Raw genomic sequence first — 21,169 nt, forward strand, 5'->3', positions numbered from 1 at the left:
CTTTCAACCTCCTTCTGTTAGCCTAAGCTCAATGAATTCGCAGTTCCAGCTCGATTTGACGATTACCAAAAGACATGAACCCTTATATATTAAATATACTCCCTTACATACAATATTTGCCTTGTTAAAAAATTAGCAATTCAAGCTTATAAAACATGTTAAAAAAATTAACAAATTAAACCAGCATAGTACAGGATAGTACAGGATAGTTGCGGTCAATCACTCCATTATATTTGAGTAATTCTTAATTATTTGCCAATATTTTAAGGATAACTAATTAAACTAAACTAAATAATACAAGATTATGAAAAAAAGAATTTACAGGATTTCCCGGAAATTCCTATTCCTATTAACTTTGCTTTATGGTATCTCAATGCAAGCACAAAATGTAACGGTAAGCGGTACGGTGGTATCGGCAGACGATTCGTTGGGCTTGCCGGGGGTAAACGTGGTTGTAAAGGGAACAACAACGGGTACGGTAACGGATTTTGATGGTAACTACAGTATTGTGGCCCCGAGCGCCAACAGCACTTTGGTATTCACTTACATAGGTTTTACCACTCAAGAAATTGCTATTAACGGAAAAAGCCAATTGGATGTAACCATGTCCGAAGATGCCGCTGCTCTTGATGAAGTAGTTGTTGTTGGCTACGGTACACAAATTAAAAGACAGGTAACGGGGTCGGTATCTACCATACAGGCCGAAGAGCTTGCCGATATTCCGGTTTCACAGATCACCCAAAAAATACAGGGTAGGATACCTGGGGTTCAGATTAATCAGACTACTGGTAAACCCGGACAGGGGATGTCCGTACGTATTCGCGGGCAACTATCCGTTTCTGGAGGAAGTGACCCATTGTACGTGGTTGATGGTTTTCCAATTTCTGGAGGGATCAACAATATAAATCCGGATGAAATTCAGGATATATCCATTCTGAAAGATGCCGCTTCCACTTCGCTTTACGGATCCCGGGCAGCCAATGGTGTTGTTTTGATCACTACCAAAAGTGGAACACCCGGTGAAACTAGTGTTAGTTTAAATGTTTCTACAGGTATGCAAAGCGTTCCGGATAGAGGTAGGATTGAAATGATGAATGCGGTTGAATTCGCCCAATTTAAAAAGGAATACTATGAGGATCAAGGTGACCCTGTACCCGACATCTTCCAGAATCCTTCCCAATACGAGGGCCAGAACAATGATTGGTACGATGCTATGCTTAGGACTGCCCCAATGACCAATTACAATCTTACCATTACTTCCAATAAAGAAAAGTTGCGAACCTCAGTAATTCTAGGCTTCTTTGATCAGGAAGGTGTGGTAATAAGTTCGGATTATAAGCGATATTCATTAAGGGCAAATTTAGACTATAACTTATCCGACAAGATCCGAATTGGAGTGAATATAGCACCTAATTACATCTTGGACAATATTCCAAGAACAGATGGTAGCCGGGGTACAGGGCTCCTTTTTAATGCCTTGCACACTTGGCCAATAATGCCCATCTACAATGAGGATGGGACCAGAACGGAATTCAATCGCTTTCCTGCCAACACGGGAAACATCTTCTCCTATGCCAACTGGTTAAATTCCGCAGAAAGAATTACAGACGGCACCAAGGAGGTCAATCTTTTGTCCAATGCGTATATCCAATATGAGCCCATAAAAGGCCTTAGTATTAAGTCCAGTTTAAACGCTGAATTATACAATGAACAATATGAATACTTCAGTCCAACCAATGCCACCTATGCTATTAACCGTCCCATTCCGACCAATAATGAAGCAGTTTGGGACGATAGGACCACTTTTTCCTGGTTGAACGAAAACACGGTCAATTACAACAAAAGTATTGGCGACCACACTTTCTCTGTCCTTGGAGGTTTTACCTACCAAAAATATCGCATGGACCGAAATAGGGTTGCGGCCAGCGATTTTGCCGATGATAGATTACCGAATATTCAGGGAGCGGCCAACATTAATAGAGGCGGCACCTTCGACCAAGTACAGGAATGGAGTTTAGTGTCCTTTCTTTCCCGGCTTACCTATAATTACAAAGGAAAATATCTTTTGACGGGCTCCATTCGTAGTGATGGATCATCAAGGTTCGGTTCCGATAATAGATGGGGTACCTTTCCCTCTGTATCTGCTGGTTGGATCGCTTCCGACGAGAAGTTTTTAGAAAATGTTGAATCCATTTCACTTCTTAAGCTACGTGCAAGTTATGGTGTTACCGGGAACAACAATATTGGTAATTATACCCAGTACGCCTTGATCAACAATACAGTGAATGCTGTATTTGGCAATGATTTTGCACCAGGTTCTGCCGTTAATTCCCTCTCCAATTCCAATTTGGGATGGGAAACTACCAAACAGTTCGATATTGGATTGGATTTAAGCCTCTTTAATGATAGGGTATCTTTTGTGTATGACTATTATACCAAGAACACTACCAATTTACTTTACAATGTGCAAGTTCCAAGGGAATCCGGTTTTACCAATTTTAGCGACAACATTGGTGAAATTAAGTTCTGGGGGCATGAATTTGGTATTAATACCGTTAATACTACAGGTAAATTTAGATGGACCACCAATGCCAATATCTCCTTCAACAGAAATGAGGTAGTAGCTTTGGCCGATGGAATTGACAGGGTCTATGGACCAGGTGGATGGCACATTACCAAGGTAGGGGAACCCTTTGGCCAATTTTATGGGCATCTGTCCGATGGGGTTTATCTCAACCAACAGGACTTGGACAGCTCGCCTCAAGTTCCAGGACGTTCTACAGTAGGTAGTATTAAATTATTGGATGTTAATGGTGATGGGATAATCACTAATGGAGGGGATTTTGACGACCGCGCCATAATGGGCAGTCCATTCCCTGATTTCACCTATGGTATTACCAACACCATTAACTATGGCAATTTCGATTTTTCCGTAGTGGGTACCGGTTCTTATGGCAATGAATTGCTGGTTAGACATTTGTACAGTACCACCAACTTGGATGGGGTATTCAATCTTTTAAAAGATGTTAAATACAGGTTTAGATCCGTTGAAAATCCAGGAAGGGGCTTTTATGGAACTACCGTAGGTGGCGGTAATGTTACCGGTATTGAAAGGGATTGGATCAATGACCGTTTTGTGGCGGATGCCTCCTATTTCAATATTCGCAACATCACCTTAGGTTATACTATTCCCAAAATTGAAAAGTATTTCAAGTCGGCCCGAGTATATGGATCCATTCAGAACGTACACATATTTACTAAGTATTGGGGTGGACCAAACCCTGAAATTAGTGTACAGAACAATGGAGAAGGAGATGGTGGAAACCTTGCCTCCGGGGTAGATATTTCAGGATATCCGGTTCCACGTATATTTAGTTTAGGTTTAAATTTAAACTTCTAAATCGAAAACTATTATGTCTAAAAATATTTCAATTTCGACAATTTTTAAAAATGAAAAAATGAAAAAGATATTCTATTTTATTGCAGCAATGTTAGGTTTTCTGGCAAGTGGTTGTGACGAAGAATTAACAATTTTCCCAGAAGACTCGTTAAGTGTGCCCACTTTCTTTAAAACGGAAGAGGATTTTACACAAGCTATTAATGGGACCTATGTACCCCTAAGAAACATTAACAACGCTTCCAAGCCCTATTTGGCCGAAATGCACTCAGACAATACCTATTATGCACGTAACACCGCTTTCGGAGCAACGGACAACCAAGAGGATATTGCCGACCACTCCATACCCAGTGATGGAGGCATTACCGCGAATTCCCATGTGTATAATGTGTATGTTGGTTATTATGAAGTTATCGCCCGAGCCAATCAGATTTTGGCTACTATAGATGAGGCTGATATAGATGCAGCCGTAAAAGCAAATGTTAAGGGTCAAGCGCTGTTTTTAAGGGCCTATTCCTATTTTGATCTGGCACAATTTTTCGGAAGTGTACCTATGCATCTTGAGCCTGTAGTAGACCGTGAAGGAGCTGCTTTACCCCTTGCTTCGGAAGATGAACTTTATGCACAGATCATTGAGGATGCCAAAGCGGCCATTCCCTTATTACCCCTTAAATCACAACAACAGCCTGGAAGGGTAACCTCAGGTGCCGCCCAAACGCTTTTGGGCAATGTATATGTAGTGCGTAAGCAATGGGGCGAGGCCGAAACTGTCCTACAAGCAGTGGTGGACAGTGAGGAGTATATGTTAATGCCCAATTATGAAGATGCCTTTTCCGGGAATAGCGATAACAAGAACAACATGGAGTCGGTCTTTGAAATCCAATATAGGGAAGGTGCGGACGGATTAAACGGTAGTTTTTTATACAACTTTCTTCCAAGACCACTTACTGCCGACGAAGTTGGTTCTATAACTGGAACATCCAATCCACAACCACTCAACGGAGAAGGCAACAACATACCTACGCCCGATATCATTGAAGCCTATGAAGATGGGGATTTGAGGGAGGATGCCTCCATTATGTACATAACTGCCAGTGAGAGTTTTTGGGAAAATGGTGTTTACCCGATCATCAAAAAATATGTGGAACCACATGCATTAAATGGAAACCATGGCATGAACTGGCCAGTATATCGCTATTCGGAAGTATTATTATTATTGGCCGAAGCACTGGAAGAACAAAATAAGTCAGGTGCGGATACCTACCTAAAAATGGTGCGCGATCGTGCTGGCCTAGGGGATTATTCCGGGGATCTGGGAGAAGCCATCTTTAATGAAAGAAGGGTAGAACTTGCTTTTGAGAACAAAAGATGGTTCGATTTGGTAAGAACTGGTCGCGCTATAGACGTGATCACAGCCCATGGAAATAAAATAAAGGCCAATCCAATAGACTATTACTACCCTGTAGGCGCAGAACCAAGAGGTAATGCTTTTACCAACATTACTGAACGTTACGCACTTCCAGCCGCAGAATCGTCATTAAATCCTAATTTCTAATTATATTAGACACATAATTAAAAACTAAGAGATAATGACCAGACTAATTGCCGTACTTATTTTTTCAATGCTTTTGTCCATTTCTTGTAAGGATAACAAGAAAACGGAAACCGCAAGTGGACAGGAGCTTCCACCTAAATTGGCAAAGCTTAAATTACAGCCCGGTTTTGAGGCGGAACATCTGTACAGTCCGGCCGATAACGATCAGGGGTCATGGGTAGCCATGGCCTTCGACAACAAGGATCGACTGATCACTGCGGATCAATACGGCGCGCTATATCGCTTGGAACTTCCTGCCATTGGGTCCGCAGTACTGACGCCAAAGATTGAAAAACTCAAGATACAGACAGGGGAGGCCGTAGCCGATTCTATCATTCAAATGGGTTATGCCCAGGGATTGCTCTACGCTTTCAATAGTCTATATGTAATGGTGAATCATCGCGGCAATGATGAATTCGAGAAGAGCAGTGGGCTCTATCGTTTGCAGGATACGGATAACGATGACCAATATGACAAGATTACCCAATTAAAGGCTTTGAACGGTGCAGGTGAGCATGGCCCACATAGTATTGTTTTAAGTCCGGACGGGGAGTCTTTATACGTTATTGCTGGAAATCATACCGATCTTCCGGAAATGGATACTTATCGCCTGCCCAATGTTTGGCAGGACGACAACCTTTTCCCCCAGGTAAAGGATCCCCGCGGCCATGCCAATGACCGCGGTGCTCCAGGGGGCTGGATAGCAAAAATTGACCCGGAAGGAAAGAACTGGGAGTTGATCAGTGCCGGTTTCAGAAATCCATTTGATCTGGACTTTAATGATGAAGGGGACATGTTCGTATACGATTCCGATATGGAATGGGATTTAGGCATGCCATGGTACCGTCCTACCCGTATCTGCCATGTTACCAGCGGTAGCGAATTTGGTTGGAGAACGGGGAACGGAAAATGGTCTCCTGCCTACCCAGACAACCTTCCTCCCATCGTAAATATTGGTCAGGGATCTCCCACCAATGTGGTTTACGGAAGGGGGGCAAAATTTCCGGAAAAATACCAAAAGAGCATTTATGCCTTCGATTGGAGTTTTGGAATCATCTATGCTATCCACCTAAAGGCCAATGGATCTTCCTATGACGGGGAGAGGGAGGAATTTTTATCAGGGATCCCGCTTCCTTTGACCGATGGGGTTATTGGTCCGGATGGCGCCATGTATTTTATGACCGGAGGACGAAGATTGGATTCCGACCTTTACAGGGTTCACTATACAGGAACCGAGGACGTAACGCCTGCCAATAAGGCATCGGAACTTACCGAAGGGAATAAGATTAGAAGACAGTTGGAGGAATACCATACAGGTCCAAAGAGTGGCGCGGTCGACTTTGCTTGGCCGTATCTGAACAACGCAGATAGATTTATCCAATATGCCGCACGTATTGCGGTAGAGCACCAGCCAGTTAAGGAATGGCAAGCTAAGGTTCTTTCAGAAAAGGATCCGGTTACCTTGGCACAGGGAATTATAGCCCTAGCTAGACATGGGAATAAATCCCAACAAGACCAGATGCTCAATGCCCTTTTAGGCGTAGATTATTCCAAGCTTACATCCCAACAGCAGGTGGACCACCTAAGAGCATTTGAATTGACCCTATCCCGTTTTGGGATTCCAGGCTCATCGGTTAAGAACAAGGTCATTGCTTATCTTTCGCCACAGTATCCGGCAACTACAGATGTCTTGAACCAAATGCTTAGTAAAACTTTGGCCTATTTGGACGACCCAACTGTAGCCGGTAAAACTTTGGCCCTGTTGGAATCCAATACAGGGGAAAATGTGGATGTAATGGCCAATACGGCCACCGAGGCTTCGGATCTTATTTTGAGAAATCCACAATATGGAATGGATATTGCCCTAACCCTGAAAAATATGCCTCCTGCCCAGCATACCTATTATGGAATGGTACTGGAGGACGTGGACAAGGGATGGACTCCGGAACTGCGGGAAAAGTATTTTAAGTGGTTCAACAAGGCCTTTTCCTTTAAAGCTGGAAGAAGCTATATCGGTTTTATTGACAAGGCCAGAAAAAAGGCGTTGACACATGTCCCTAAGGATAAGTTTGAATATTACGATAAGATGTCCGGTGCCGACCTATTGTCCAGCTCTGGCAATGATCTGGCAGTTGTGACCGTACAGCCCAAGGGCCCACGCCACAATTGGGAAGTGGAGGATATAGAACCCTTGTTGGCCGATGGCCTTAATGGGAGGGATTTTGAGTACGGCAAAAGCATGTTTGCGGCTACCACCTGTATCACTTGCCATTCCATGCAGGGAGAAGGAGAGAATATTGGCCCGGACCTAACGCAATTGGGGACCCGTTTCTCTCCCCAGGATATACTCAAGGCCATTATTGAACCCAACGATGTAATTTCGGACCAATACAATACCACAGTGTACACCTTAAAGGACGGAAAATCGATCGTAGGAAGATTGATGAACGAGACCGAACAAAATTATATCGTCTCGCAAAATCCCTATGCACCGGATCAAACAAGGGAAGTACCCAAGGACCAAGTGGTAAGCACCAAACTTTCCACAATATCCTGGATGCCTCCTGGAACCATCAATAGGCTCAACGAAGAAGAAGTGAAAGACCTATTGGCCTATTTGGTTGCCGGTGGAAATCCTGATAATCCAATTTATGCAGAAAAAGAGGCCAATAACTAGCAATGGCTAATTCAATTGCTTTGACCGGTCCTTACAGGTTAAAAACACCTGCACCGTTTATGTTAAACGCTCTTAACTTAAACGGTGCAGCGTTTTTAATATACACTGTCTTTTTACTAACTGGTACTTTCCTTTTTGCACAGCAGAAGCCCTTGAAATTTACCAAGCAGCACATTGCTTCCGAAAGTTACGAAACCGTAGGGGTGTTCGATGTGGACAACGACGGCAAACTGGACCTTGTCTCGGGAGCCTATTGGTACAAAGGACCCCATTTTCAAACCCGGCACTATATAGGATCGGCAAAAAGATATGGGGAATATTATGACGATTTTTCCACCATTCCTTTGGATGTTAACGGGGATGGACTAACTGACTTCATTACCGGTGGCTGGTTCGGGGAACAATTGGTATGGAAACAAAACCCTGGGGATGGAGGTGAATGGCAAGAACATTGGATAGCCGAAACAGGTAACATTGAGAGCAGTCGTTCTTGGGATTTGGATGGGGACGGTATCGTGGAAATACTTCCGAATACTCCCAACGACTCCTTGGTAATTTATAGGTTGCAGACGGATGCCAACAAAAAAGGTATGGGAAGTTTCAACAAACATTCCATTTTAGGTCCGCACGGACATGGCCTTGGGTTTGGGGATATAAACGGCGACGCACTTACAGATATCATTGTATCCAAAGGTTGGTTGCGAGCACCCAAGAATACCTTTACAGGGGAATGGAAATTTCATCAGGAATTTGAATTGGGCACAGCAAGTGTCCCCATAATAGTTGCCGATGTAAACAAGGATGGACTTTCAGACCTTATTGTGGGGCAAGGACATGATTACGGCCTATTTTGGTACGAACAAAAACCCGCAACCAAGAAACAAAAATCCCAATGGATAAAGCACCCCATAGACCCATACATTTCACAGTACCACAGTATGGAATGGACCGATATAGATGGGGATGGGGAAAATGAACTGGTAACTGGTAAGCGTTACCGTGCCCATAATGGAAAAGACCCAGGCGGTAACGATGACCTTGGACTTTATTATTTCAAGTGGAACGGGGAGAATTTTAGTAAACAAGTTATAGATTATGGCCCCTATGGCCATGGTAAGGGAACCGGAGTCTACTTTAGTGTTTCGGATGTGGACAATAACGGAATGAAAGATATTATCGTGGCCGGAAAAGATGGCCTTAACATTTATTACAACGAACCTATTAAACAGTAAATCATGAATTCAAAAAGAACTTTTAAGCCGTTTATATTAGTACTAATTGCCATTGTAGGCCTACAGTCCTGTAAAGAAAAAAAGGAAGAAACAGCAAAACAGGAAGTGGACGTAACCACTACCAAGCAAGACGGATTTGTACAGATATTTGATGGCAAGACGCTTGACAACTGGGAAGGAGATCCCAATTATTGGAGGGTAGAGAACGGTAATCTTGTAGGAGAGGTAACCCCCACCACCTTATTAAAGAACAACACCTTTATTATATGGAAAGGCGGACAGCCTGCAGATTTTGAACTGAAGCTCGAATTCCGCATAGCGGAAGCTGGAAACAGCGGCATAAATTACCGGAGTGAAAGAATCGACACCATACCCTTTGCATTACGTGGCTATCAGGCCGATATAGATGGTAAAATCAGATATACCGGGCAGAACTATGAAGAGAAAAAGCGCGCTACACTGGCTTATCGAGGTGAAATAGCCAGAATAACGTCCCAAGAAAATCCGGATACTCCTGGATCTTTAAGGGCCAATGTAGCGAAGAATGCTTGGCAGAGCAGGGAAGTTTTGGAATCACTTGGGGATTCGGAAGAACTAAAGACAAAGATCAAGAGTGAAGATTGGAACGAAGCCCACCTTATCATCAAAGGAAACAAATTACAGCATTACATTAATGGCATTTTAATGAGCGAGGTAATCGACGATGACACCGTTAACCGGGCATCCAAAGGTCATTTGGGAGTTCAGGTACACGTAGGGCCACCTATGAAGGTGCAATATAGAAATATAAGATTGAAGAACTTATAGCATTGAAAATTTCATCTTTTAAGAAGATTTGAGCCTGACTATCAATTGTTAGGTAGCGCTTAAACATATAAAGTTAACTCTTGGAAAAAGGGGTGAAATTCAAAACTTTCATCCTTTTTTTTATGGTCCATAGGGAATCAACTCCCCCACTCCAACCTCAAAATAAAAATAATTTACACTGCGGACAGGACAGCACAGGATAGGTAATGGGCATATAAAGTTTAAGTTTGATAAAGTCTATTTACATGGAAGTAATTCCATTTTTATTTAAAATCCGGAGTATCATATCCAATTCATTGGAAAACTACTTTTTCTTTAGAAATTAGACTTGATAAATCTTAATTTATGAGCCAAAAAACTATGGGCAAATCCTATCTGCCGATTAAAAACAAAAAACACGGATTGATGAAAGTTAGAATTATTGTTGTAATACTCCTTTTCGTTTGCGCCATTCCATTAAAAGCACAAAAAGCATCGCAACAACAGCAAACTAAAAGGCCCAATATTATCTTCATTTTAACGGATGACCAAAGATTTGATGCCCTAGGTTATGCGGGCAACAAACTCATATCCACTCCAGAAATGGATAAATTGGCCGAGGAAGGTACTTATTTCAAGAATGCCATTGTAACCACGCCTATCTGTGCGGCCAGTAGGGCAAGCATATTGACCGGACTATATGAGCGTACCCATAGCTTTAATTTCCAGACCGGAAATATTCGGGATTCCTATATGGCAGACTCCTATCCGACCATTTTGAAAAAAAACGGATACTACACCGGCTTCTATGGCAAGTACGGTGTTAGGTATGATGATCTAGAAAAACAGTTCGATACTTTTGAATCCTATGACCGCAACAATCAGTATAGTGACAGGCGCGGGTATTATTATAAAACCATAGGCAAAGATACGGTACACCTTACCCGATATACGGGTCAACAGGCTATAGACTTTATTGCGAAAGCCGATACCGATACCCCATTTTGTCTTTCCCTAAGTTTTAGTGCGCCCCATGCCCACGACTCGGCCAAAGATCAATATTTTTGGCAACAGGAGTCGGATTTTCTGCTTCAGAACATGGATATGCCCGAACCAGAACTGGGCGAAGACAAATACTTTGAAGCCCAACCGAAGTTTGTACGTGACGGATTTAACCGTTTACGATGGACATGGCGCTACGACACTCCTGAAAAATACCAACATAGCGTAAAGGGCTATTACAGGATGATCTCGGGTATTGACCGCGAAATTGCCAAGATCAGGGAGGAACTAAGGAAAAAAGGGCTCGATAAGAACACGGTAATCATTTTAATGGGGGATAATGGTTATTTCCTGGGAGAGCGTCAGCTTGCCGGAAAATGGTTGTTATATGATAATTCCATACGGGTGCCCTTAATTGTGTTCGACCCGCGTTTAAAAAAACAGAGGGACAACGATGCCTTGGCATTGAACGTTGATGTGCCGTCCACTATTCTAGATTTGGCAGGTTTGGAACAACCCAAGGGATGGCAGGGCAAAAGCCTAATGCCGATCATCAAAAATCCCAAAACCGATTTTGAGCGCGATACCATTTTGATAGAACATCTTTGGGAATTTGAGAATATTCCTCCCAGTGAAGGGGTACGGACAAAAGATTGGAAATATTTCCGCTATGTAAACGATCAGTCCTATGAAGAACTTTATAATTTAAAAGATGATCCAAAGGAAATCAACAACTTGGCGAAAGATTCAAAATATGCCAATAAACTTGAATCCTTTCGAAAGAAAACGAACAGCCTTATACTTGAACTATCCGATGATTATTCCAAAGGACCCTCCAATTTAATTGTTGAATGGATAAGAAACACCGCCGGGGTTAGCATTATCGACCCCAAGCCGGAATACGGCTGGGTAGTACCGGAAGGCGCCGTAACCCAATCGGCCTATCAGATTTTGGTGGCCTCCTCCGAGGAAAAAATAAATAACAACATTGGTGATGTTTGGAATAGTGGACAAATAAGATCCAATGCCTCGACGGAAATAGAACACGGAGGAACCCAGCTAAAAAGTGGGGAGACCTACTTCTGGAAAGTACGTATTTGGGACCAGGACAATCGACTATCCAGATATTCCAAAACCCAACCCTTCACTATGGGCAGCCCCAAAGCAACCATAACAACACCCAACAGTTTTCAAATAGATAAAATAAAGCCTGTACTATTCGAAAAAAGAGGCAATACTTATTTTGTCGATTTTGGGAAAGCGGCCTTCGCTACCATTGATTTTACTTATAATGCCAAAACCGATCATATCCTTACTTTCCGAATCGGGGAACAATTGGAGGGAAATGGCATTAACAGAAAACCTTTTGAAAAGAGCCATATCAGGTACCAAGAAATCAAGGTACCGGTGACGCCCAAACAAACCCAATATCAACTTCAGATCAAACCGGACAAAAGAAACACCCTGCCGGGCAAAGCACTTCCTTTACCGGAAGGCTTCCCGGTCTTAATGCCTTTCCGATACGCAGAGGTGGAAGGGGCACAAGAACCCTTGACCGCTGATAATTTTACACAACTTGTCTATCATAGTTATTGGGAGGATGATTCCAGCAGTTTTAGCAGTTCCAATGATATTTTGAATCAGGTTTGGGATTTATGTAAGTATTCCATCAAGGCCACTACCTTTAACGGGCTTTACGTAGATGGGGACCGCGAGCGGATTCCATATGAGGCCGATGCCTATTTGAACCAATTGAGCCATTATACTACCGATAGAGAATATGCCATTGCCAGACAGACCATTGAATATTTTATGGAACATCCTACATGGCCTACCGAATGGCAACAGCATGTGGCACTTATGTTTTATGCCGATTATATGTATACGGGCAACACAGAACTCATAGAGAAATACTACGATCAGTTAAAATATAAAACCCTTTATGAGCTAGCGAACGAAGATGGCCTGATTACCTCTACCAAGATGACCCCGGAATTAATGGCCAATCTTGGATTTCCAAAGACCATGAAGGAAACCTTTAGGGATATAGTGGATTGGCCCTCGGCAGGCTGGGGCGGGGATCCCAACAACAAAGGAGAACGCGACGGTTACGTATTTAAGGATTATAACACCGTAGTGAATGCATTTTACTACCAGAACATGAAAATAATGGCCGAATTTGCCAAGGTTCTGGGCAAAACACAAGAGTCTTTGGATTTTAAACTAAGGGCCTTAAAAGCTAAGAAGGCATTCAATGAAAAGATGTTCGATGCCAAGAGGGGAATTTACATTGATGGGATCGGTACGGACCACGCCTCCTTACATGCCAACATGATGCCCTTGGCATTCAATATGGTTCCCAAAGAACATATAGGCTCGGTAGTTGAATTTGTGAAATCGAGGGGAATGGCCTGTAGTGTATATGGTTCACAATACTTAATGGATGGCCTTTACAATGCAGGCGCGGAAGATTATGCCCTAAGTTTATTGACCGATACCAGCGACAGAAGTTGGTACAATATGATCCGTATCGGCTCCACCATCACCTTGGAAGCTTGGGATTTAAAGTATAAGAATAATCTGGATTGGAACCATGCATGGGGTGCGGTCCCTGCCAACGCCATTCCACGCGGACTTTGGGGAATTCAACCCAAAACCCCAGGTTTTGGCATAGCGTCCATTAATCCGCAGATGGGCAATTTAAAGAACAGCAGTATTGAGGTGCCCACCATTAAAGGAACCATAAGAGCAAGCTACACCTACGCCAACCCTAGGTTGCAATTATATACTATTGAAATCCCCGCCAATATGGTCGCGGAATTTGAAATGGCCCCTGCACCTGGAAAAGAGCTAATGCACAACGGGAAGAAAGTGGCGTCGGCCTTTGGTTCGGTTAGGCTGGAGCCTGGTAAACATGAGATAAAATTGGTGATTAATTCATTTTAATGGGAGCTAATTTTTTTTACAACATTGTTAGATTCCATAAGGACGATGTTAGAACATTAAGGATTTAGTCAAGACCAATAATTAAAGGGAATATGATGATAAAATCACTATTTTTTTTGGTGATTAGGTACGCTATTGTATGCAGCCCATGAACCAAAAGGCCTAGTTCTCTTCCAGTCCCCATTTGTTCATTAGGTTCAAGGCGGCACGGTTATTATATTGATTGCGATCTTTAGACTTCATGCGCTTTAATGCATTTTGTACTTCTTCTTTCATAATTGGAGCGTCATCATCAATCAAATAAATAGCATTCATAGCCTGTGTCTGTGCAAATTCGCGATCCGTCCTTATAGCCCTTGTGAATGCTTTGTAGGCTTCTTGTTTTTCCCCAAGCTTGTAAAGTGCTTCCGCGGCTACCACAGCCACATTAACCGATGGATCATTGATAGCCTTTTTTAAACTTGAAATTGCAGATTCCCCATTTTCTCCGAGAAGCAGCAAACCTGTTGCCCCCCAATAACGCACCGCAGATTCATTGGACTTAAGGAAATCCATCAATTTTTGCATATTTTCAACTTTACCCAAGGATGCTAGATCTGCCGCCTCAATGATCGTTTGCATGTCCACTTCACCACTTTGGAAGTAATCAAAAATAGGACTATCACCTGCCCTTATGCTTCGCTCGTCCTCGGGAATAAAACCAGTGTCCCTAATTTCCAAGAGCCAATCCCGATTAGCCTTACGCATTTCCTCCAAAATATCGTTGTATTTTGGGTCCTTGGCTAGGTTATTTACTTCCCAAGGATCATTTTCAGTATCATAGAGTTCTTCAACAGGCTTTGTTTTCCAAAAGAGACTTTGTATTTCATTACATTCCCCGTTTTCATATGCCATTTTCCAGGATTGCAATGACTTGGCCCTAAACAAATACTCTATTGGCAGACCATAAATTCTGTGCGGCATGTAGTTATGGATGTATCGGTACTTTTTACTTCTAACGGCCCGGCTCATATCGTACCACTCATCCATCCGGTCACAGAACATATATACATATTTTGGGTCGGGATCTAAATTTTCACCTAAAAACGGGGTGCCCTGCAAGCGAGTTGGCACTTGGGCCCCGACCAAATTTAGCATAGTAGGATATAAATCAACAAAACTGATCAAACGTTTTACCTTTGAATTCGGATTTTCGGCAGGCCAGAATTTTTTATACTTTTCAGGGATGCGTACAATAAAGGGAACATGTGTGCCTGTTTCATACACATAGCGTTTGCTTCGTGCCAACACCCCGCCATGGTCTGCATAATATATAACGATAGTATTATCTGCCATTCCCGATGCCTCCAATTCTTGCAACCTTTCACCTACAAAAGCATCCATTTGTTCAATTCGATGATAATATTGCGCCCAATCCCTTTCCATATCCGAGGTTCTGGGATGGTAGGGTGCTATGGGGACTTTATTGGGGTCATAATTTAATTCACCTAAGGGCAATTGATCGTGTATTCGGCTCTCATGGGAAATGGTGGTGTTAAAAATAGCAAACCACGGTTTACCTTCTGGTGCATTTTTAAAATGTGCCTCCGAACTACTTTCATCCCAAATTTCCTTGTCCACATTGGTGTTGTAATCCGTCTTAACGTTGTTAGTACTATAATATCCCAAATCCCGCATAGCCTCTGCCAGAAATACGACATTTTCACCTCGGGGATATTTGCTTCTCATATTGGAATGACCTCCGGAATTGGCATAAATTCCTGAAATTATGGTATTCCGTGCCGGGGCACATACGGGAGCATTGGCGTAGGCATGGGTATATAAAAAACCTTCACTGGCCAATTTATCCAGATTGGGGGTGTTGGCAAATTCATCCCCGTAACAACCTAATAGCGCACTGTTGTCCTCACTTGTAATCCATAGTATATTGGGCAAGTCTTGGGCTTGAACTTTTAAATTACAAGCAAATAATATAACTAATAAAGCAATACTTTTAATTGGATAGTTCATCTATTTGGTGCTTGGATTGATTGGAGTATTTTTGATGAGCTTAATTTAGTAAATAAAGTTAAAGTGTGGGCATGGAGTTACGAATATACTTCCCAAAAAGTCCTAATTCGTATAGGGCACCGTACCTGTTTCATCAACCGGGTACCCCCACTTTTTGATGTATTCCATTCCCGGAAGAAACTCATCCCCTGTTTCTTTTAATCTATGGGATAGCTGTTTTTCCAATTCGTCCTGAAGGGTGGTATAGCCCTCGTTACCCACAAGGTTGAACAATTGATATGGGTCATTGATGTTGTCGAACAGCAACCAGGGGCCATTCAAATCGCGGGCATAGGTATACTGTAATGTCTTTATGGCCCTATACTCCCGACCACCATGTTGCACCTTGTTCCATTGCCCAAAGGGTTGTACACAGGTGAGCAAGGTAGCATGTCCTATTTCTGCTGCCCCTTCCATATAAGGCCTATAGTCCAATCCTTCCACAGTGTTAGGAATGGAAATATCACAGAGACTTAAAAGGGTGGGCATGATGTCTTCGGAATTCATTAAAGCTTCCCGTTCTCCCGGAGCGATGTTCAATTTTTCAGGAATATAGTACAACATGGGTACCCTTGCGGATTCCTCGTAAGGTTGCTGCTTTTTATAGGCACCATGGGAGCCCAATAGATCCCCATGATCTGCAGTAAACACTATGATGGTATTGGCAAATTGACCGGAATCCTTTAGATTTTTGATCACCTTGCCTATCATATCATCCAATGCCGCTATATGGGCGTAATACCCTGCCAGATCCTTTTTTGCCCGTTCTTTAAGGCTATCCGGCACATTTCTACGGAGTTGGATCTTTTCCGGATCAAATCGGTTCCTATATTCCAACGGGGCGGTATGGTATGGCGCGTGGGGTGTACCATAAGAAAGAATCATCATAAACGGATTCTTGGCCGACTTCCTTTCCTTGATATAGTCTATGGCAGCATCGGTCTGTTCAAAGGTGTCATAGCCGTCCCAAATTTTTCTATTGGGATCATCGTTGTCATAGTACACGGATTGGTTGTAATCGTGGGTACATTCGTTGCCTTTCCAGAACTGGAAACCCTGTCTTCTTTGGCCAGGGGTCACATTCTGTAGCCTACCATGTCCGTCCAAATGCCATTTACCGATATAGCCGGTATCATATCCTTCCTTGTTGAACACCTTGGCAATGGTTACCGCATTGGTATCCAGCTGTACGTCGTTCATAAAGACCCCATGGGTCAATGGGCGTTGCCCGGTCAGGAGCGATGCCCTAAACGGAGAACATACGGGCATCCCCGATACCGCATTTTTAAAATTGACGCTTATGGCTGCCAAACTATCCAGATGAGGGGTATCCACATTGGGATCTCCTGCATAACCCGTAGCCTGGGCCCGCCATTGATCCGTTAAAAGTACCAAAACGTTAGGCTTGGCTGTCTTCTGTCCTTCTTGGGACTTTTCTTTTTTATTTTCATTGCAAGAGGCCAATAAAACAAGAGTGCAGACCAAGATTAGATATTGACGAAAGAACATTTGAACTTTGTATTTCATGGATATACTATGTTAATAATATTCGAATGTATTAAAAAAAAGATTGTATTAAGGATAGGGAGCCTTGTCAATATCCTGACCAAAATGAACGACGCTTACGTACGATAGTCTTGCCCATAAACTGACTCTAAAAAGATTATTAGGTTTTCGGCATATCGCTCAAAAAACATTCCACCAATCCATCACCTTACCCCCTTAACCCTAAAGGAATATGTCCCGGAACCTATTTCAAGAATGGTTTCTTCTCCATTGGATTCCAAAATATTTATGGAGGACACCTTGGATATTGCTTTGTTTCCTTCCTTAATATTGGATATTTCCGACGTAGGAATATAAACTTTGGCCGTAGTGTTCACGGGAATTTCGATATTCATCTGTACTTCCCTCCCTTTCCAGTTCCAGGCCGAAGATATGTTGCCGTTAATACTTTTATAGCTCCCATTTATAAAATCCATCTCCTTACTAATGGCAGGTTGTATAATGATATTGCGATAGCCCGCATCTTCGGTATCTATACCTACGGCATGTTGAAACATCCATTCTGCCACCGAGCCAAAAGCATAGTGGCTAAAGGAATTCATCTTGGCATTCAGGTCCGAGTTCTCCGCATCATCCTTGGTATAACTGTTCCATCGCTCCCATATGGAGGTACTTCCGTTTTCTACGGAATATCCCCAACTGGGGTATTCGGTCTGCTGGAAAATTTTATAAGAGATATCGTCATAGCCATATTTGGACAAGGCCAACATTACATGTTTTGTCCCCAAAAATCCAGTTGCAAATTTAAATCCGTTTTTCTCAATTTTTTCCGCTAACCTAGCAGCCCCTTTTTCTGCCATATCCTTGGGGTACAAATCGAAATATAAGGCCAGGGCATAACTGGTCTGGGTATCCTCTGTAGTGCGACCGTTATCTAAAATATACTTTTGGGCAAAGGCCTTTTTAATGTTTTCAAATAGGTTGGCGTACTTTGCAGCATCTTCGGTTTTCCCCAAAGCTTCCGCCATTTCGGCCATCAGTTTTGCATCATACCCATAAAAGGAGGCCCCAATAAAATCGTGGCTGGTCTCTTCGTTAACGGCAAGCCAATCGCCCCAATTATTTCCTCCACCGGGCCTAAGATAATCCGTGCTGGCATCTTCCTGAAACTGCATAAATTTCTCCATACCCTTGTACATGTATTCCACAATACGGGTGTCATTATAGACCTTGTACATATTATAGGGTATAATAACCCCGGCATCCATCCAAGCAGGGGCATATTGATTTGGCCTAGAGTATGGAAAAGGCGCAAAGTTGGGATAGGCCCCATACCATCGTTGGGCGTCATCCAAATCGACCAAAAACTTGGTCATAAAGGCCGCGACATCGGCATTATAGGTGGCAGAACGCATGTAGATCTCAGCATCTCCCGTCCATCCCAAACGCTCATCCCGTTGTGGGCAATCTGTTGGTATTTCAAAAAAATTGGCACTTTGAGTGGTTTTGATGTTCTTGAAAAGTGTATTGTTCATTGCATTTGAAGAACCGAAGGTACTGGCATCGGTTTCTATGGAACTTAATACGTGTCCCGTAATGGCCTCTAGTGTGGGTTTTCCTGGAAAACCCGTGACCTCAACATATTGAAACCCATGATAGGTGAATTTTGGTTTCCATGTTTCCACACCCTCCCCTTTTAGAATATAGGTGTCCGTTGCCCTAGCTTTTCGTAAGTTTTCGGTCTGAATCTGTCCATCGTTCTTTAAGATTTCCCCGAACCGCAGTTGGACTTTCGTGCCTTTAGGTCCCTGTACCTTGAGTTCGGCAATACCGGCAATATTCTTTCCGAGGTTAAAGACATAGGTTCCCGGACTTGGTTCTGTCATTGCTATGGGCTTCAATATCTCCGTATTCTTGACCTGAGTGCCTGGATAGGCTTGCAGTTTTCCATTGGGATAAGTATAGACTTTAGGCTTTTTCCATTGGCTATCGTCATAATTGGGGGCGTCCCAACCTACATTTTCCAAGCGGGCATCATAGGTCTCTCCCATAATGATATCCGCCTCACGGATGGCGCCTTCGTTTGATTTCCACGTTTGGTCCGAAGCAATGGTCTCCATGCTTCCATCCTCGTATTCAATTTGTATTTGCCCCATAAAGGACGGATTTACCCCATAGAACTCACGGACCTTATCCAAACGCACCAACAGGGCATACCCAATATAGCCGGCATACCAACCATCGGCAATGACTGCCCCTATGACGTTCTCGCCTTGCCTTAAGTTGTTGGTGATGTCGAAAGTCTGGTAGTACAAACGTTTGTCATAGTCCGTCCATCCCGGTAAAAAATTAGCCTCCCCAACCTTGTTACCGTTCAAGCGCAGTTCATAAAGACCTAAGGCCGTAGTATAGGCCGTAGCCTTTTTTATTTTCTTGTTCAGGGTAAAGGATTTGCGGAGGTAGCGGGCAGGTGGAAGGTACAGACTATCATATTTATCGGCCTTATTATAACCTACATCATGACCTATAAAGAGTCCTTGCCAATTGGCAAATTTCAAAAGTCCCATGGACCAATAGGCTGGTGTGCTCCAGGTGGATAGCCTATCCGCTTCGTCCCATACACGTACTTTCCAATAATATTTGGTGCCGGACACCAACGGAATCCCCTCATATACGATTTGATTGGTCTGGTTGGAAACCACCTTACCGCTATCCCAAATATCCGCTTGGTCTTGCGAAAGTTTTTCCATGGAGGAAGCCACTGTAATTTGATAGGCCGTTTGTGTCCTATTTCTTCCTTCCCCATTTAAAATCCAGCTAAATCGAGGTTGTAACACATCGATGCCTTCAGGGTTTTGGTGATACTCTACCCTAGGTTCAAGTATGGCAAGGGGTTTTGAATCCTTATTTTGGCAATAGGAACTGCCAACTGTTAAGAGGGTAATAAAAAGGAGCGCAAGTCTATTCTTCATCGATTATTTACCTTTAGAATTATAAAATTAAAATATGGTCTTAAACTACAATATTAACACCCCTTGGAATTAAACCCATCCTGTACTGTGCTGTTTTAAATTTCCAACTATAACCTTGGAGCTGTGATCCATAATAAATAGCAGCAAGGTACTGTATGCTCAAAAATGAACAAAAGCTTATCCTTGCCCAGACCACTACTTTTCATCGACCAGTCCGCCATATAGGCGATAGCTTCCGGCGTATTATCAAAAACTTCTTGCGCCCCACTTTTGTGAAGGCAACAATCCAGTGTCAATTTAATGGTATGGATACCGATAACTTCTTTTATTTCCATTATTTTATAATATTTTAAAAATGGTCGTATAAACTAAGATCTTTATAAGGTTAGGCTAAAATCCTATATGGTTCTTGGCGACCGGTTAGAAGAACGGGAACTGATATAGCCAATAAGCCATAAGCCTGGACAGCTAGAAAGTTCACCCCGTTCTTGGTCGTTTTGCATTAAAGTAATTAACATCTTTGTATGTTATGAGTCTCCGCCGGACCCTCTCATTTCAACATCACTATAGATTATATTTATAATACAAATCTTAAGGACGATAGACTGGTTTATCTGAAGGTAGGCAGGCTCAACCGGACACGGAAGTCACTTCGACATGAGCCCTTTTTCAGGCGATTGAGAAGTCGCACATATTTGGTCAGAGCCACTTATGTGATTTAGCTCATGCCGTAATTATTTTAAGGGAATTCGTGAACCTTCGGTTTATCATATTCATTCGAAATGACTTTTTTGGCAACTTTCAACTTTCAAACATTGAACATAAACATTGTTCATTGTAAGTAGCAGATTGCCGCGCTTCGCCCACCTGATGGCCAGGCAGGCTCGCAATGACGACACCAAGGGCTCCTTCCCTTGGATAAGCCTGTCCCGCGTTTTTCGCGGGAGGACAAGGTGGATCCTCCGCTGGATGCGGAGGAGACGGAAGGGATTGACAGCCCAGGTCTTC

The 21,169-nt window shown here is 42.9% G+C and carries 10 protein-coding genes; 6 read left to right on the forward strand and 4 right to left on the reverse strand.

Annotated features, from left to right (window positions below; genetic code table 11):
• Positions 1-304: 304 nt before the first annotated feature.
• From B9Y87_RS07045 to B9Y87_RS07070, 6 genes are all read left to right on the forward strand, one after another.
• Entirely contained in the window at positions 305-3,400 is a 3,096-nt protein-coding gene (locus B9Y87_RS07045) for a SusC/RagA family TonB-linked outer membrane protein (protein WP_085497496.1), read from the forward strand.
• Positions 3,401-3,458: 58 nt separating this feature from the next.
• Positions 3,459-4,952 carry a RagB/SusD family nutrient uptake outer membrane protein gene (locus tag B9Y87_RS07050; protein WP_085497593.1) on the forward strand — a complete coding sequence of 498 codons (1,494 nt, stop codon included), beginning with the start codon at positions 3,459-3,461 and terminating at the stop codon, positions 4,950-4,952.
• 34 nt (positions 4,953-4,986) lie between these two features.
• Positions 4,987-7,668, forward strand: a complete 2,682-nt coding sequence (locus B9Y87_RS07055; protein ID WP_085497498.1) for a c-type cytochrome — start codon at positions 4,987-4,989, stop codon at positions 7,666-7,668.
• Positions 7,669-7,670: 2 nt separating this feature from the next.
• On the forward strand, positions 7,671-8,900 hold the full coding sequence (locus B9Y87_RS07060) for an FG-GAP repeat domain-containing protein (RefSeq protein ID WP_217807497.1): 1,230 nt from the start codon (positions 7,671-7,673) through the stop codon (positions 8,898-8,900).
• A 3-nt stretch (positions 8,901-8,903) separates the two neighbouring features.
• Entirely contained in the window at positions 8,904-9,707 is an 804-nt protein-coding gene (locus B9Y87_RS07065) for a 3-keto-disaccharide hydrolase (RefSeq protein ID WP_085497500.1), read from the forward strand.
• 345 nt (positions 9,708-10,052) lie between these two features.
• The gene (locus B9Y87_RS07070; protein WP_245808665.1) at positions 10,053-13,634 is read left to right on the forward strand and encodes a sulfatase-like hydrolase/transferase; all 3,582 of its coding nucleotides are present in this window, start codon (positions 10,053-10,055) and stop codon (positions 13,632-13,634) included.
• A gap of 162 nt (positions 13,635-13,796) precedes the next feature.
• Here B9Y87_RS07070 and B9Y87_RS07075 read toward each other — a convergent pair whose 3' ends face one another.
• From B9Y87_RS07075 to B9Y87_RS07090, 4 genes are all read right to left on the reverse strand, one after another.
• Positions 13,797-15,644 carry a sulfatase family protein gene (locus tag B9Y87_RS07075; RefSeq protein ID WP_085497502.1) on the reverse strand — a complete coding sequence of 616 codons (1,848 nt, stop codon included), beginning with the start codon at positions 15,642-15,644 and terminating at the stop codon, positions 13,797-13,799.
• Between the two features lie 102 nt (positions 15,645-15,746).
• Positions 15,747-17,210: a sulfatase family protein gene (locus B9Y87_RS07080; RefSeq protein WP_217807498.1), complete on the reverse strand. Its 1,464-nt coding sequence runs from the start codon at positions 17,208-17,210 to the stop codon at positions 15,747-15,749.
• Between the two features lie 182 nt (positions 17,211-17,392).
• Positions 17,393-20,161, reverse strand: coding sequence for an alpha-L-rhamnosidase (locus B9Y87_RS07085; protein ID WP_085497503.1), 2,769 nt, complete (start codon positions 20,159-20,161; stop codon positions 17,393-17,395).
• 107 nt (positions 20,162-20,268) lie between these two features.
• A complete protein-coding gene (locus B9Y87_RS07090) occupies positions 20,269-20,496 on the reverse strand; it encodes a hypothetical protein (protein WP_085497505.1) in 228 nt (75 codons plus the stop codon).
• Between the last annotated feature and the right edge of the window lie 673 nt (positions 20,497-21,169).

The sequence above is a fragment of the Arenibacter troitsensis genome (assembly GCF_900177645.1).
Lineage (GTDB): Bacteria > Bacteroidota > Bacteroidia > Flavobacteriales > Flavobacteriaceae > Arenibacter > Arenibacter troitsensis.

What these genes read in the sequence shown, in the direction of transcription:
- B9Y87_RS07045 (WP_085497496.1), top strand. Translation starts at nt 305, where the DNA reads ATGAAAAAAAGAATTTACAGGATTTCCCGGAAATTCCTATTCCTATTA.
- B9Y87_RS07050 (WP_085497593.1), top strand. Translation starts at nt 3,459, where the DNA reads ATGAAAAAGATATTCTATTTTATTGCAGCAATGTTAGGTTTTCTGGCA.
- B9Y87_RS07075 (WP_085497502.1), bottom strand. Translation starts at nt 15,644, where the DNA reads ATGAACTATCCAATTAAAAGTATTGCTTTATTAGTTATATTATTTGCT.
- B9Y87_RS07085 (WP_085497503.1), bottom strand. Translation starts at nt 20,161, where the DNA reads ATGAAGAATAGACTTGCGCTCCTTTTTATTACCCTCTTAACAGTTGGC.
- B9Y87_RS07070 (WP_245808665.1), top strand. Translation starts at nt 10,053, where the DNA reads ATGAGCCAAAAAACTATGGGCAAATCCTATCTGCCGATTAAAAACAAA.
- B9Y87_RS07055 (WP_085497498.1), top strand. Translation starts at nt 4,987, where the DNA reads ATGACCAGACTAATTGCCGTACTTATTTTTTCAATGCTTTTGTCCATT.
- B9Y87_RS07060 (WP_217807497.1), top strand. Translation starts at nt 7,671, where the DNA reads ATGGCTAATTCAATTGCTTTGACCGGTCCTTACAGGTTAAAAACACCT.
- B9Y87_RS07090 (WP_085497505.1), bottom strand. Translation starts at nt 20,496, where the DNA reads ATGGAAATAAAAGAAGTTATCGGTATCCATACCATTAAATTGACACTG.
- B9Y87_RS07065 (WP_085497500.1), top strand. Translation starts at nt 8,904, where the DNA reads ATGAATTCAAAAAGAACTTTTAAGCCGTTTATATTAGTACTAATTGCC.
- B9Y87_RS07080 (WP_217807498.1), bottom strand. Translation starts at nt 17,210, where the DNA reads ATGAAATACAAAGTTCAAATGTTCTTTCGTCAATATCTAATCTTGGTC.